This is a genomic window from Ruegeria sp. AH7, assembly GCF_056541325.1.
In genome coordinates this window covers 25,638-38,783 of sequence record NZ_JBQFYF010000003.1, presented here as the reverse complement: position 1 = coordinate 38,783, position 13,146 = coordinate 25,638, and the positions used below count along the sequence as shown (strand labels likewise).

Below are 13,146 nucleotides of genomic sequence, written 5' to 3'. Positions count from 1 at the left end.
GTGGGGGCTGTGACACTTGGCGCCGAGGGAAGCTATCTGAGCTACGAGTCACTGTATGATGGTTGTTTGCGGCGCCACAATGGTTCGAAAAAGGCGTTATTGCGGCGTTATGTCTGTAGTTAAGGCTGGCGTTCAAAGTCGAACCTTAGGGACAGGCGATTGCATCCCTGGTGTCGCTCATAGCAAATATCACTGGTCAGTTGATTGATTAAAAACCAACCAAACCCGCCTTCGGGCAAATCCTGTAGGTCCGTTTCGACCGAGGCTGGGGTTCCATCAGGCAATTGATACCCGGGCATCGGGTTCCCGGTGTCCGAGATCAAAATATCCAATCGGTCGCGTTCCAGCCGACAGGTTACCTGCACCTTAGCGGGCGCGATCCCCTCGTAGGCATGTTCAACGACGTTATTGATTGCCTCGGCCAAGGCAATCTTAACATCATCTGCCATATGATCGGGCAACCCCTGCTGCGATAACCCGGCGCTGAGCTGTGCAATCCCGGCGCTGGCTTCCAACTCGGTGGCGGGAAAGCTGAGCTCCAGGCAGGTTTCGTTCCGTATCGGCGTCACGCAGTCCACTCCTGCCAGATCAGTCCAACGTCTCTGCCAAGGCATCGTCCAGAGTTGTGAACAGTTTGAACACTGTGTCCATGCGCGTCAGGCGAAAGACCTTTTCGACAACCGGTTGCAGGCCTGACAAATCCAGCCTGCGCCCGTCCCCAAGCTGTTTCATCGAGGCAACGATGGCACCCAGTCCGCTCGAGTCGATGAATTCGACCCCTGCCAGATCTAATATGACGCGGTCGCATTCCGTTTCGGTTTCGCGCCGCATATCCTCCTTAAACTGGATGGCCATAGCAGCATCAATTCGGTCAGATTCAACTGTTATGACCTGAGTGGCACCGGTCGTTTTGCTGGTCAGACCCATTGTGACCGCCCTCTTCGCTAAAACTAAGTCGTAGAAATACGCTAGACGTCAAATCTTACCATTCGGTATTCAGGGTGCGGAAATCGAACAAAGGAAAGCCGAGATGAAAGATGTTGTGATCGCAGGGGCCGCTCGTACCCCGATGGGTGGGTTTCAGGGCATGTTTGATGGCGTCTCGGCGGCGGAGCTTGGTGGAACGGCGATCCGGGCAGCTCTTGAGCAGGCAGGCACCCAGACGGTGGATGAGGTTCTGATGGGTTGTGTTCTTCCCGCAGGCCAGGGGCAGGCCCCCGCGCGTCAGGCCGGATTTGCAGCTGGTCTGGGCGAAGACGTGCCCGCAACAACGCTGAACAAGATGTGCGGGTCGGGTATGAAAGCTGCCATGATGGCCTTTGATCAGATTGCGCTGGGTCATGCGGACCTGATGGTCGCGGGCGGAATGGAGAGCATGACAAATGCACCTTATCTGTTGCCTAAAATGCGGGGGGGCGCGCGCATCGGGCATGGGCAGGTTATCGATCACATGTTTCTTGATGGTCTCGAAGACGCCTATGACAAAGGCCGCCTGATGGGCACCTTTGCCGAAGACTGTGCCGAGGCCTATCAATTCACGCGCGAGGCGCAGGACGAATACGCCCTGCAATCTTTGTCTAACGCATTGGCTGCACAGGAAAACGGCGCCTTCGACGAAGAGATCACGCCCGTATCCGTGCGCACCCGCAAGGGTGAGGTAACCCAGTCCACGGATGAGCAGCCTAAATCCGCCCGGCCTGAGAAAATCCCGACCCTTAAACCTGCCTTCCGCAAAGATGGCACAGTCACTGCGGCCAACGCTTCCTCAATCTCGGATGGTGCGGCCGCGTTGGTACTGGCGTCTGCCGCCCAGGCCGAAGCGCAATCTCTGACTGTCCGAGCGCGGATCCTGGGCCACGCCAGTCATGCGCAAGCGCCGGGTCTATTCACGACGGCTCCGGTTCCCGCAGCGCGGAAACTGCTGGATCGGATCGGTTGGTCAACCGAGGATGTTGATCTATGGGAAGTGAATGAAGCCTTTGCCGTCGTCCCCATGGCTTTCATGCATGAAATGGGATTGCCACGTGAGAAGGTGAATGTGAATGGCGGCGCCTGCGCGCTAGGTCATCCCATTGGCGCATCGGGCGCGCGGATTATGGTTACGTTGCTGAACGCGCTGGAAAAACGGAACCTCAAACGCGGTATCGCAGCGATTTGTATCGGCGGCGGGGAAGGCACAGCTATCGCCATCGAACGCGTTTGACCCTTCATCTTTTTCCAAATACTTCGGGGGTACGGGAGCTGGTCCCCGTTTCCCTTACCTGAAAGCGCGTCATGACCGTCGACTACGATACCCTTGCCAAAACCATCGCGTCCCTGACCGAGGGGGAAACTGATCATGTTGCCCTTATGGCCACTATCGCCTGCGAGGTGCATCATTCCGATGATCGTTTCGACTGGACCGGGTTCTACCGCGTGACCCAGCCCGGCCTGTTGAAGATCGGTCCTTATCAAGGCGGCCATGGCTGTCTGGTCATCCCGTTCGAGCGCGGTGTTTGCGGGGCCGCCGCGCGCACGGGCCAAGTGCAACTGGTGCCGGATGTGGAGGCCTTCCCGGGGCATATCGCCTGTGCCTCCTCCACCCGGTCTGAGCTGGTTCTGCCGGTGCGTGATGCCACGGGTGAGGTGATCGCAGTGTTTGACATCGATAGCGACCAGCCAGATGCATTTGATCAATCGGATGCAGATCGCCTTGAATCGATCCTGACCCAGACATTTGGCGGGTAGCACACGCGTCTCACTTCAGTGAGTCAACACGGCGTAAACGCACGTGAAAAAACTCTTGGAAATTTCACGGGACTGCGCCATCGTGAAAAAAGAGATGTAAATTTCACGAGATTCGGAGCGCCCTTTGAACAGTCAGGCCCCGCAAAGCGCCACACTCGGAGCGGACCTGCGCGCCTTGCGCAAGGCGCGCGGGCTAACTTTGTCCGAGATTGCCGAGCGTCTTAACCGCTCCGTCGGGTGGCTCAGCCAGGTTGAGCGCGACATGTCCGACCCGTCGATCTCGGACCTGCGCCAGATTGCAGAATGCCTGGGTGTTCCGATGTCGATGCTGTTTGCGCATTCCTCGGTGCCTGCGGAAGAGCAAGGTTATGTGGTTCGCGCCGGTTTACGCCGACCTATGGGCTCGGGTGAGGAAGGGCTGATTGAAGAGTTGCTTTCGCCTGATCTGACAGACGATTTCGAAATGGTCCATTCCACCTTTGAGCCTCGATCAAAAATGCAAAAACCCGCCAATCGACCGACGCAGGAAGTTGGATATATGATCTCGGGCCGGCTGGATCTGACCATCGGTGCGCGCCAATACGCCGTCGGACCGGGTGACAGTTTTCGGATCAAGCACGAACCCTATCAATGGGCGAACCCCTATGATGAGCCTGCCGTGGCTATCTGGGTGATCGCCCCGCCGGTGTATTGATGAGCTTTGAAGCCTGGACCATATTCGCACTGTTCTGGGTGGTGTTTGTGACCACGCCGGGGCCGAACGCGGTCAATTGCATCTCGAACGGGATGAGCCTGCCATTTCCCAAGGCTATGCTGGGGGTTTTGGCAATCCTGACCCAGGCAAGCGCGTTTCTTATCTTGTCGGCGCTAGGGGTCACAGCGCTGATTTCTGCCTCTCCGACCGGGTTCTTCATTGCAAAATTGATCGGCGCCGGTTTCCTGATCTGGCTCGGGATACGCGGCTGGATGAGCGCAGCAAAGCCAGCACCCGCCAGTGAAAGACCCGCAAGCCATATCTATCTGCACGCGTTGACCGTTGCGACAATCAATCCCAAAAGCGTGGCCGGATACCTTGCCGCCTTTTCACAATTCGTGCAGCCCGATGTGCCAGTCTGGCAGCAAATGGGGGTGATAATGCCCACGGCACTGGTGATCACCACGCTCAGCTATACAGGCTTCACATTGTTGGGCGCGATGATGGGCAAAGCAGCCTTGGGTGCTGTGTTCAATGTCTGGGTGCGCCGCGTTATGGCGACCTGTTTTATCATCTATGGCGTGTTGCTGGGGGCCAACTCCACGCCCGCAACAAGGGGGTAACACCATGTATTCCGGTTCTTGTCTTTGCGGTTCTGTAGCCTTTGAGATTGACGGAGAATTGTCGCCACCTTCGGCCTGCCATTGCGGCCAGTGCCGAAAGCAATCTGGGCATGTTTGGGCCTCGACCTGGACGCATGAGGACAATCTAAGTTTTACCGCCAATGACACGTTGAAGTGGTTCGAAGCCTCCGACATCGCACGCCGTGGGTTTTGTGGGGCGTGTGGCTCGTTCCTCTTCTGGCAGCACAAAGACGAAGACACAATTTCGATTTCCATGGGGGCGTTTGACGCGCCTACCGGACTGCACCTCGCCCGCCACATCTTTGTGGCTGACAAGGGCGACTACTACGACATCACAGACGATCTGCCTCGAGAGGCACAGTAACAGGGATCAAAACCAATGAGCGATTTTCCGAAAAAGGCCCGCGTGGTTATCATCGGCGGCGGCGTGGTGGGGGCCTCGTCCCTGTACCACTTGGCCAAGAAAGGCTGGACCGACTGCGTTCTGCTGGAAAAGAACGAATTGACCGCAGGGTCCACTTGGCACGCGGCTGGTAACGTGCCGACTTTCTCGACCTCATGGGCGATCATGAACATGCAGCGCTACTCGACCGAGCTCTATGCGCGTCTGGGCGATGAAGTCGACTATCCGATGAACTATCACCAGTCGGGTTCGATCCGGCTGGCGCATAGCAAAGAGCGGATGCAGGAATTCGAACGCGCCTTGGCGATGGGCCGGTATCAGGGCATTCCGATGGAAATGTGGACCCCGGAAGAAGCCAAGGAGCGCTATCCCTTCCTGGAAACGCATGATCTTGAAGGCGTTCTGTATGACCCAACAGATGGCGATATCGATCCGGCCCAGCTGACACAGGCGCTGGCAAAGGGTGCCCGCGATATGGGCCAGAAGATCATCCGCTTCTGCCCGGCGACAGGTGTGACCCAACACGACGATAGCACCTGGACGGTGCACACAGATCAGGGCGATATTTCTTGTGAATACGTGGTCAATGCCGCCGGTTATTACGCCCAGCGCGTGGGTGAATGGTTCAAGCCCTTCGGTGGCCGCACCGTCCCCGCCATGGTCATGAGCCATCAGTATCTGCTAACCGACGAAGTCCCCGAAGTCGAAGCGTGGTCGAAGGAAAACGGTGGGAAGAAGCTGCCTCTACTGCGCGACGTGGATATCTCTTACTACCTGCGGCAAGAGAAGCACGGCTTCAACCTCGGCCCGTATGAGCCCAACTGTAAGGGCCACTGGATGACCGAAGATGACCCGATGCCCGAGGATTTCAGCTTCCAGCTCTGGAACGATGATCTGGACCGGATCGAAGACATTGTCACCGATGCGATGGAGCGGGTGCCGCTGATGGCGACCTCGGGCGTGGGCCGTGTTATCAATGGCCCGATCCCCTACGCGCCCGACGGCCTGCCGTTGATCGGCCCAATGCCGGGTGTGAAAAATGCGTTTGAGGCGCATACCTTTACCTTCGGCATCGCGCAGGGTGGCGGGGCCGGCAAGGTGCTGGCGGAATGGGTCGTTGATGGCGCCACCGAATGGGATATGTGGGCCGTCGATCCGCGCCGTTACACCGATTACACCGACCAGGACTACTGTAACCAGAAGGGTCTGGAGGTGTATGGCAACGAATACGCCATGCACTTCCCCCACCACGAATGGCCTGCCGCGCGCGACAAGAAGCTGTCGCCAGTACACGACAAGGTGATCGCGCAAGGCGCTGTCATGGGGGCCTATAACGGTTGGGAGCGCGCCAACTGGTTTGCGAAGCCGGGCGATGATACCTCGCTTGAGGCCACACACACCTGGGGTCGCTCGGGCCCGTGGGAACAGCGGATCAAGGAAGAATGCGAGGCCGTACGCGACCATTGCGGCGTGCTGGACCTGCCCGGGTTCTCTCGGTTCATGGTCAAGGGTGACGGCGCGGCCGAAGCGCTACGTGGGTTGGTCACCGGTGGCCTGCCCAAGATCAGCCGCATCAATCTGGTCTACATCTCGGATGACCGGGGCCGTATTCTGACCGAGATGTCCTGTGTGCGTTTGGGTGAGGATGAGTTTGTCATGATCACCGCGGCTACGGCCCAATGGCATGACCGCGATATCCTGATGGCGGCGATGCCTTCGACTGTCTCCGTCGAAGACGTCACCACGACCCGCGACACTCTGATCGTCACAGGCCCCAAATCGCGTGAGATCCTGTCAGGGATGACCGACGCCGATCTGACAAGCGGCTGGCTGACCCATCAGTCGGCTACTGTTGCAGGCCAGCCTGCCCATCTGATCCGTGTGTCCTTTGCCGGAGAGCTGGGTTGGGAAGTCCATGCTCTGAACGCGGATATGCCAGCCATCTACGACGCGATCCTCGACGCCGGGGCCAAACCGTTCGGGATGTACGCCCTGAACTCCTTGCGCATCGAAAAGGGATACCGTGCATGGAAGGGCGATCTGAGCACCGACTATTCGCTGCTTGAGGGCGGATTGGAGCGGTTTGTCAAACTGGACAAGCTGCAGGACTTTCCCGGCAAAGCTGCGATCCTGAATGAAAAGCAGCAAGGGGTGAAGAAATCCTTTGTCACACTGACCGTTGAGGCCGGTGAGTGCGACGCGCCTTACATGTCCTGCATCTGGCAAGGGGATCAGATTGTGGGTGAAACAACCTCGGGCGCATGGGGCTACCGCGTTGGAAAGTCCATCGCGCTGGGCATGGTCAAAACCCATGCCGCGAACCCGGGAACCGAGCTTCAGGTGGAAATCTACGGCCAGAAATACCGCGCTGTGGTAGAACAGGACCAACCGCTCTGGGATCCGGCGAACGAGCGGCTGCGCGCCTGATCGTCAAAAGGAGACCCAAAATGGGCAGACGCTATTCAGTTCTGGGGCCTGGTGAAGGCCCCAACTATGACTGGGAAAACGACCATACGTTTGTGAAAGTGTCCGGTCGGGATACGAATGGCGCTTATACCCTGATGGAGGACAATCTGAAGGCCAGCTTTGCGCTTGGCCTTCATCGTCATGAAACTCACGCTGAAACGTTCTATTTTCTGGATGGTGAGGTTGATTTTTACATCGATGGCGATTGGCATCGCTGCGGGGCAGGGACAACGATGCACGTGCCCCCCGGTGTGCCGCATGCGTGCCGAACAGCGGGCAATGCACCCGCAAAGATGCTGATGATCTACCAACCTTCGGGCTTTGATGATTTCCTGGCTGAGATGGCGAATATGAGTGAGGCTGACTTTGCCGATGAAGCGAAGATGGCAGCACTCAATGCCCGCTACGACATTGTCCCGATGGGCCCCGTTCCTCCCCATCCAGACGACGCAGATTGAGCGACGATCCCTATGACCATACCAACCAAAATGTCCGGCGTTTATCTGACCCACCATGGTGGGCCCGAGGCGCTGGAATGGCGCGAGGATATTCCAGTGCCAACACCCGGACCGGGGCAGGTTCTGGTGCGCGTTGCAGCTGCCGGGGTCAATAACACGGATATCAACACACGGGTCGGCTGGTACTCTTCGGATGTAACCGGCGCTACGGATGACGTCGATCAGGATGTCCAGGCCGGGGGCTGGGGCGGTGCGCTGCTTTTCCCCCGGATTCAGGGGGGTGATCTGTGCGGAATTGTCGAAGCTGTTGGTTCCGATGTGGGGTTCAAACCCGGGCAGCGTGTGACCTGCCCGATCAACCTGCCGCGCCCGCGCCCCGGTCACCCGCACGGGTTTATCGCGCTGGGGTCCGAGATTGATGGGGCCTTTGCTCAATATTGTCTGGTTGAGGCGGATGATCTTTATGACGTCTCCGCTTCGCCCCTGTTAGATATCGAGATCGCGGCCATACCTTGCGCCTTTGGGACCGCCGAGAATCTGCTGACCCGCGCGGGTGTCACCGCTGGTCACAAGGTCCTGATTACCGGCGCATCGGGTGGCGTAGGTCTGGCCGCTGTGCAACTGGCCCATCTGCGGGGCGCGCAGGTCTGGGGCGTGACCGGGGAAGTCAAAGCCGAGGTTGTGAAATCTCAGGGTGCGGTCGGCACCTTTGACCGCGATGCGCCTCTGCCTGCCGATATGTTCGATGTTGTGATCGACGTGGTTGGTGGCCCGGCATGGGCAAATCTGATCCTTGCGCTGAAACCCGGCGGCCACTACGCCGTATCCGGCGCAATTGCAGGCCCGATCGTGCAGGCGGACCTGCGCGATATCTATCTGCGCGATATCACCATCCATGGCTGCACGCATCAATCGCCCGAGGTCTTTGGCCGCTTGGTCGAACTGATGAATGCCGGTCACATCAAACCGTTGATCTCCCAAACATATCCCTTAAAGGATATCGCCAAGGCCCAAGAGGCGTTTCAGTCCAAAGCGCTGCCGGGGAAACTGGTGCTGATCCCGTAAGGAAGGTTTGGTATGGCGAAGATTACTTTGTTGGATGGCTCAATCGGGCAAGAGCTAGTGAAGCGCAGCGGCAAGCGCCCGACGCCCTTGTGGTCAACGCGGGTGATGATCGATCATCCCGAACTGGTCCGAGAGGTACATGCCGAATACTTTGCCCGGGGCGCAACCGTTGCCACGACCAACACCTATGCTGTTCACCGCTCGCGCCTGGTGCGCGAAGGGATCGAGGATCAGCTGTCGTTGTTGATTCAAACCGCTGTGACCCAGGCTAAGGCCGCGCGGCCGGACGGGGTTGGGCGGGTCGCTGGATCGCTGGGGCCTCTGCTGGCGTCATACCGACCCGACCTGATGCCCAACCCGGATGACGCGGCTCAAAAGTTCGGCGAACTGGTCGCGTTGATGGCGGATGACGTGGATCTGTTCCTGCATGAAACCGTGTCCTCGGTTCTTGAGGCCGAAGGAGCCCTGCGCGGGACGGCCAACTGTGGCAAGCCTGTCTGGCTGGCCGTGTCGGTGATGGATGAGGACGGAATACGCTTGCGCTCAGGCGAGCCGCTGCAGGATATCGTCCCACTGGTCGCCGAACATCACCCCGACGCCGTTCTTATCAACTGCACCCGGCCCGAGGCCGTCCCGGCGGCGTTGGATGTTTTGTCCGGCATGGGTTTGCCATTCGGGGCCTATGCCAATGGTTTTACCCATATCGCAGATGGGTTCCTGAAAGACGCCCCGACTGTAGATGCGCTGGAACAGCGCCATGATCTGGGCCCCGAGGCCTATGCCGATCACGTGATGGCTTGGGTCAATCAAGGTGCAACGATAGTCGGCGGATGCTGTGAGATCGGCCCGGACCATATCGAAGCACTAGCACGGCGCCTTAAATCTGCCGGTCATCAGATCGTCTGAGACATGTGCGGGGCTGAATGACAGATACACCCGTTTCAGCCTCTGCCGATCAAGGCGGTGATCTTGTCCATTTCGACATACTGGTCGCGCCGGGTTATGTGCTGCTGGAACTGGCCTCCTTGGTTGATGTGCTGCGCATTGCCAACCGGGTCTGCCCGTCTCCCCGATTTTCGTTCAGCTACCGATCCCTGCGTGGAGGGCCGGTTGCCAGCAGCAGCGACGCAACCGTTGAGACCAAAGCCGTTTTGCCCAACCCGACAGCGGCGTATCTTTTTGTCATAGGCAATACCAACCCGGATCAGCCAGACCTGTCGCTGGGTCGTGTCGTCTCGGACTATACCTATCGCGGTGCACAGGTATTCCTGTTGGCCGAAGCCGCCAGCCGTTACATTGACGAACAGGGCACAGCCGATTTGGCAACGCATTGGGAAAACGCATCTTTTCTGCGTGAACGTGGTGCAGGGTTTGAGGCTAAACTGTCGATCGCAACCGAACGTGGCGCGGTGGTGACCTGCGCCGGTATGGGGGCGACGACCGATATCGCGCTGGCGGTGATCGGGCGCCACATCTCGGGCGCTGTGCAAATGACGGTTGCCGATATAATGCTGCACGAAAACATCCGCGATTTTTCGTCCTTGCAGCCGTTTTCTGGTGCCAAGACCACGGCGACCGGGGACCTCAAGCTGGATCAATGTATCAAACTGATGCAGGCAAACATCGAAGAACCGCTGCCCATTCATGAGATCGTAGACCTGCTGGGCTTGTCGAACCGGTCGCTGGAACGGAAATTCAAAGCCTTCTTCGGCACCACGCCCAATGGGTTTTACCGCGAAATGCGGCTGGCCAAGGCCAACAACCTGTTGCTGAACACAACCATGAGCGTGCGCGAGATCGGCCTTGCCTGCGGCTTTCCAAACGGGTTCTCGTCGGTCTACCGAAGCTTTTTCGGGGTCACGCCTTTCGCGATGCGGCGCCAGAAGAGGCAAATCGCCCAGAGGTGATTTTTGCAGATACGCTGACGTTTTTGATGGGTTTTCTGTCGATCTTTCGTGTCATTTATAAAAAAACCTGACAAAGCGGAGTCTGCACAATGGTTGATCTGCCCAGCAAAGCCCAAGTGGTCATCATCGGTGGCGGTGTCATCGGATGCTCGGTTGCCTATCATCTGACCAAGAAGGGCTGGAAAGATGTTGTCTTGCTTGAGCGCAAACAGCTGACCAGCGGCACCACATGGCACGCGGCGGGTCTGATTGCGCAGCTGCGTGCGACGGCCAACATGACCAAGCTGGCGAAATACAGTCAGGAGCTTTACGGCGCGCTAGAGGAAGAAACCGGCGTTGCCACCGGGTTCAAGCGGGTCGGTTCGATCACAGTGGCGCTGACCGAAGAACGTAAAGAAGAGATTTACCGTCAAGCCGCCATGGCCCGCGCTTTTGGGGTCGAAGTCGAGCAAATCTCAAACGAGCGCGTGCATGAGATGTATCCGCACCTGAACCTCGATGGTGTCAAAGGTGCTGTTTATCTGCCGCTCGATGGGCAGGGCGATCCGGCGAACATCGCGTTGGCTTTGGCCAAGGGCGCGCGGCAGCGGGGCGGGATCGTCAAGGAGCGGGTGAAGGTCACCGATATCGTCCAACAGGGCCGCACCGTCACCGGCGTAGACTGGTTGGCAGATGATGGCAGTGCATCGGGCCACATCGAATGTGATATGGTGGTCAACTGTGCTGGCATGTGGGGGCATGAGGTTGGCCGCATGGCGGGCGTGAATGTACCGCTGCATGCGTGTGAGCATTTCTACATCGTTTCGGAACCCATCGAAGGTCTAACCCCGTTGCCGGTTCTGCGCGTACCGGATGAATGCGCCTATTACAAAGAAGACGCAGGCAAGATGATGTTGGGCGCGTTTGAGCCCAACGCCAAGCCCTGGGCCATGAACGGCATCCCAGACAGTTTCGAGTTCGATCAACTGCCCGAAGATTTCGACCATTTCGAGCCGATTCTTGAAGCTGCCTGTGAACGCATGCCGATGCTGGCCGAGGCAGGTATACATACCTTCTTTAACGGCCCGGAATCGTTCACGCCGGACGACGCATATCATCTGGGTCTCGCGCCTGAGATGGATAACGTCTGGGTGGCCGCCGGGTTCAACTCGATTGGAATTCAATCCGCTGGTGGCGCAGGCATGGCGCTGGCCGAATGGATGGACAGTGGCGAAAAGCCGTTCGATCTGGGCGACGTGGACATCAGCCGGATGCAGCCGTTTCAGGGCAACAAGCAATACCTGTTCGAACGCTCGAAAGAGACATTGGGCCTGCTTTACGCTGACCACTATCCCTATCGCCAAAAGGCCACCGCGCGCGGTGTGCGCCGGACGCCGTTCCATCATCAACTGAAGGAACAAGGGGCCGTTTTCGGCGAATTGGCGGGTTGGGAACGCGCCAATTGGTTTGCCAATGACGGGCAGGAACGCGAATATCAATACAGCTGGAAACGTCAAAATTGGTTCGAAAACTCTGCCGCCGAACACCGGGCCGTGCGCGAAAATGTCGGCATGTATGACATGTCTTCCTTCGGCAAAATTCGCGTTGAAGGGCCGGATGCCGAAAAGTTCATGAACTATATCGGCGGCGGCGATTACGCGGTCGCCAATGGCAAGATCGTCTACACCCAGTTCCTGAACCGAGCGGGTGGGATCGAGGCCGACGTGACAGTTACCCGCCTCACCGAGACCGCCTATCTGGTGGTCACCCCGGCGGCGACCCGCCTGGCTGATCAGACCTGGATGCTGCGCCATGCGGGTAACTTCAACGTGGTCATCACGGATGTCACAGCGGGCGAAGGTGTACTGGCCGTGATGGGCCCGAACGCGCGCGCGCTGCTGGAAAAGGTCTCTCCGGCGGATTTCACAAACGAGACCAACCCTTTTGGTACCGCGCAGAACATCGAAATCGGCATGGGCCTGGCCCGTGCCCATCGCGTGACCTATGTGGGTGAGCTTGGTTGGGAGATCTATGTCTCCTCAGACATGGCCGGCCATGTGTTCGAAACGCTACATGACGCCGGGCAAAACATGGGGCTGAAGCTGTGCGGCATGCACATGATGGACAGCTGCCGGATTGAAAAAGGTTTCCGTCATTTTGGTCATGACATTACCTGCGAAGATCACGTGGTCGATGCGGGGCTAGGCTTTGCCGTCAAGGTTGACAAGGGCTTTGATTTCATTGGCCGTGAGGCCGTGATCACACGCAAAGAAAATGGGCCTCAAAGCCGTCTGGTACAGTTCAAACTGACCGATCCCGAACCGCTCCTGTTCCATAACGAACCGATTGTGCGGGATGGCGAATATGTCGGCTATCTGAGCTCGGGTAACTACGGCCATACGTTGGGCGGTGCCATCGGCATGGGCTATGTTCCTTGCGAAGGTGAGAAAGCCGCCGATGTTTTGGCCTCGACCTACGAGATCGATGTCTGTGGCGTGAAAGTCAAAGCCGAAGCGTCCTTGAAGCCAATGTATGATCCCAAATCCGAACGCGTCAAAGTCTGAGACGGATCAGGGGGCTCTGCCCCCGGCGCCCTTCGGGCACCTCCCCCGAGATATTTCGGGCCAGATGAAGCACGGGATCCTGAATTCATCTGGCTAAAGACATCTCGGAGCGCGAGACAGAGCCTCGCAGAATTTGAACTGAATTGTGCATAGGGTCAGACATTGACCCATCACTATTCGTTATGTTGGGCTTCACCGATTTCGGAGTTTTCAACTGCTTAGCAATTGCCGTACACCGG

The 13,146-nt window shown here is 58.0% G+C and carries 13 protein-coding genes; 11 read left to right on the top strand and 2 right to left on the bottom strand.

Annotated elements, in window-relative coordinates; translation table 11 throughout:
* Window positions 1–119: 119 nt before the first annotated feature.
* Window positions 120–569 carry an ATP-binding protein gene (locus tag ACR0JX_RS08395; RefSeq protein ID WP_480543084.1) on the bottom strand — a complete coding sequence of 150 codons (450 nt, stop codon included), beginning with the start codon at window positions 567–569 and terminating at the stop codon, window positions 120–122.
* Window positions 570–588: 19 nt separating this feature from the next.
* Window positions 589–927, bottom strand: a complete 339-nt coding sequence (locus tag ACR0JX_RS08390) for an STAS domain-containing protein (protein WP_170533359.1) — start codon at window positions 925–927, stop codon at window positions 589–591.
* A gap of 103 nt (window positions 928–1,030) precedes the next feature.
* Between ACR0JX_RS08390 and ACR0JX_RS08385 the strand changes: the two genes are divergently transcribed.
* From ACR0JX_RS08385 to ACR0JX_RS08335, 11 genes are all read left to right on the top strand, one after another.
* Entirely contained in the window at window positions 1,031–2,203 is a 1,173-nt protein-coding gene (locus tag ACR0JX_RS08385; RefSeq protein WP_480543082.1) for an acetyl-CoA C-acyltransferase, read from the top strand.
* A gap of 71 nt (window positions 2,204–2,274) precedes the next feature.
* The gene (locus tag ACR0JX_RS08380) at window positions 2,275–2,727 is read left to right on the top strand and encodes a GAF domain-containing protein (protein WP_480543080.1); all 453 of its coding nucleotides are present in this window, start codon (window positions 2,275–2,277) and stop codon (window positions 2,725–2,727) included.
* Between the two features lie 124 nt (window positions 2,728–2,851).
* Entirely contained in the window at window positions 2,852–3,421 is a 570-nt protein-coding gene (locus ACR0JX_RS08375; protein WP_480543078.1) for a helix-turn-helix domain-containing protein, read from the top strand.
* A complete protein-coding gene (locus ACR0JX_RS08370; RefSeq protein WP_480543076.1) occupies window positions 3,421–4,044 on the top strand; it encodes a LysE family translocator in 624 nt (207 codons plus the stop codon). The genes ACR0JX_RS08375 and ACR0JX_RS08370 overlap by 1 nt, the downstream gene beginning before the upstream one ends.
* Window positions 4,045–4,048: 4 nt before the next feature.
* A complete protein-coding gene (locus tag ACR0JX_RS08365) occupies window positions 4,049–4,429 on the top strand; it encodes a GFA family protein (protein WP_480543074.1) in 381 nt (126 codons plus the stop codon).
* Between the two features lie 15 nt (window positions 4,430–4,444).
* The gene (locus ACR0JX_RS08360) at window positions 4,445–6,895 is read left to right on the top strand and encodes a GcvT family protein (RefSeq protein WP_480543072.1); all 2,451 of its coding nucleotides are present in this window, start codon (window positions 4,445–4,447) and stop codon (window positions 6,893–6,895) included.
* Between the two features lie 20 nt (window positions 6,896–6,915).
* Window positions 6,916–7,392 (top strand): cupin domain-containing protein, encoded by a 477-nt coding sequence (locus ACR0JX_RS08355; protein WP_480543070.1) that lies wholly within the window; start codon window positions 6,916–6,918, stop codon window positions 7,390–7,392.
* A gap of 12 nt (window positions 7,393–7,404) precedes the next feature.
* Window positions 7,405–8,457 carry an alcohol dehydrogenase family protein gene (locus ACR0JX_RS08350; protein WP_480543068.1) on the top strand — a complete coding sequence of 351 codons (1,053 nt, stop codon included), beginning with the start codon at window positions 7,405–7,407 and terminating at the stop codon, window positions 8,455–8,457.
* Window positions 8,458–8,469: 12 nt separating this feature from the next.
* Window positions 8,470–9,363: a homocysteine S-methyltransferase family protein gene (locus ACR0JX_RS08345; RefSeq protein ID WP_480543066.1), complete on the top strand. Its 894-nt coding sequence runs from the start codon at window positions 8,470–8,472 to the stop codon at window positions 9,361–9,363.
* Window positions 9,364–9,380: 17 nt separating this feature from the next.
* Entirely contained in the window at window positions 9,381–10,364 is a 984-nt protein-coding gene (locus tag ACR0JX_RS08340) for a GlxA family transcriptional regulator (protein WP_480543064.1), read from the top strand.
* A gap of 89 nt (window positions 10,365–10,453) precedes the next feature.
* Window positions 10,454–12,907, top strand: coding sequence for a GcvT family protein (locus ACR0JX_RS08335; protein WP_480543062.1), 2,454 nt, complete (start codon window positions 10,454–10,456; stop codon window positions 12,905–12,907).
* The last annotated feature ends 239 nt before the right edge of the window (window positions 12,908–13,146 follow it).

Excerpts from the sequence above, each read along its gene's own strand:
- ACR0JX_RS08365 (WP_480543074.1), top strand. The coding sequence starts at position 4,049 with ATGTATTCCGGTTCTTGTCTTTGCGGTTCTGTAGCCTTTGAGATTGAC.
- ACR0JX_RS08345 (WP_480543066.1), top strand. The coding sequence starts at position 8,470 with ATGGCGAAGATTACTTTGTTGGATGGCTCAATCGGGCAAGAGCTAGTG.
- ACR0JX_RS08360 (WP_480543072.1), top strand. The coding sequence starts at position 4,445 with ATGAGCGATTTTCCGAAAAAGGCCCGCGTGGTTATCATCGGCGGCGGC.
- ACR0JX_RS08390 (WP_170533359.1), bottom strand. The coding sequence starts at position 927 with ATGGGTCTGACCAGCAAAACGACCGGTGCCACTCAGGTCATAACAGTT.
- ACR0JX_RS08385 (WP_480543082.1), top strand. The coding sequence starts at position 1,031 with ATGAAAGATGTTGTGATCGCAGGGGCCGCTCGTACCCCGATGGGTGGG.
- ACR0JX_RS08355 (WP_480543070.1), top strand. The coding sequence starts at position 6,916 with ATGGGCAGACGCTATTCAGTTCTGGGGCCTGGTGAAGGCCCCAACTAT.
- ACR0JX_RS08335 (WP_480543062.1), top strand. The coding sequence starts at position 10,454 with ATGGTTGATCTGCCCAGCAAAGCCCAAGTGGTCATCATCGGTGGCGGT.
- ACR0JX_RS08340 (WP_480543064.1), top strand. The coding sequence starts at position 9,381 with ATGACAGATACACCCGTTTCAGCCTCTGCCGATCAAGGCGGTGATCTT.
- ACR0JX_RS08350 (WP_480543068.1), top strand. The coding sequence starts at position 7,405 with ATGACCATACCAACCAAAATGTCCGGCGTTTATCTGACCCACCATGGT.
- ACR0JX_RS08370 (WP_480543076.1), top strand. The coding sequence starts at position 3,421 with ATGAGCTTTGAAGCCTGGACCATATTCGCACTGTTCTGGGTGGTGTTT.
- ACR0JX_RS08380 (WP_480543080.1), top strand. The coding sequence starts at position 2,275 with ATGACCGTCGACTACGATACCCTTGCCAAAACCATCGCGTCCCTGACC.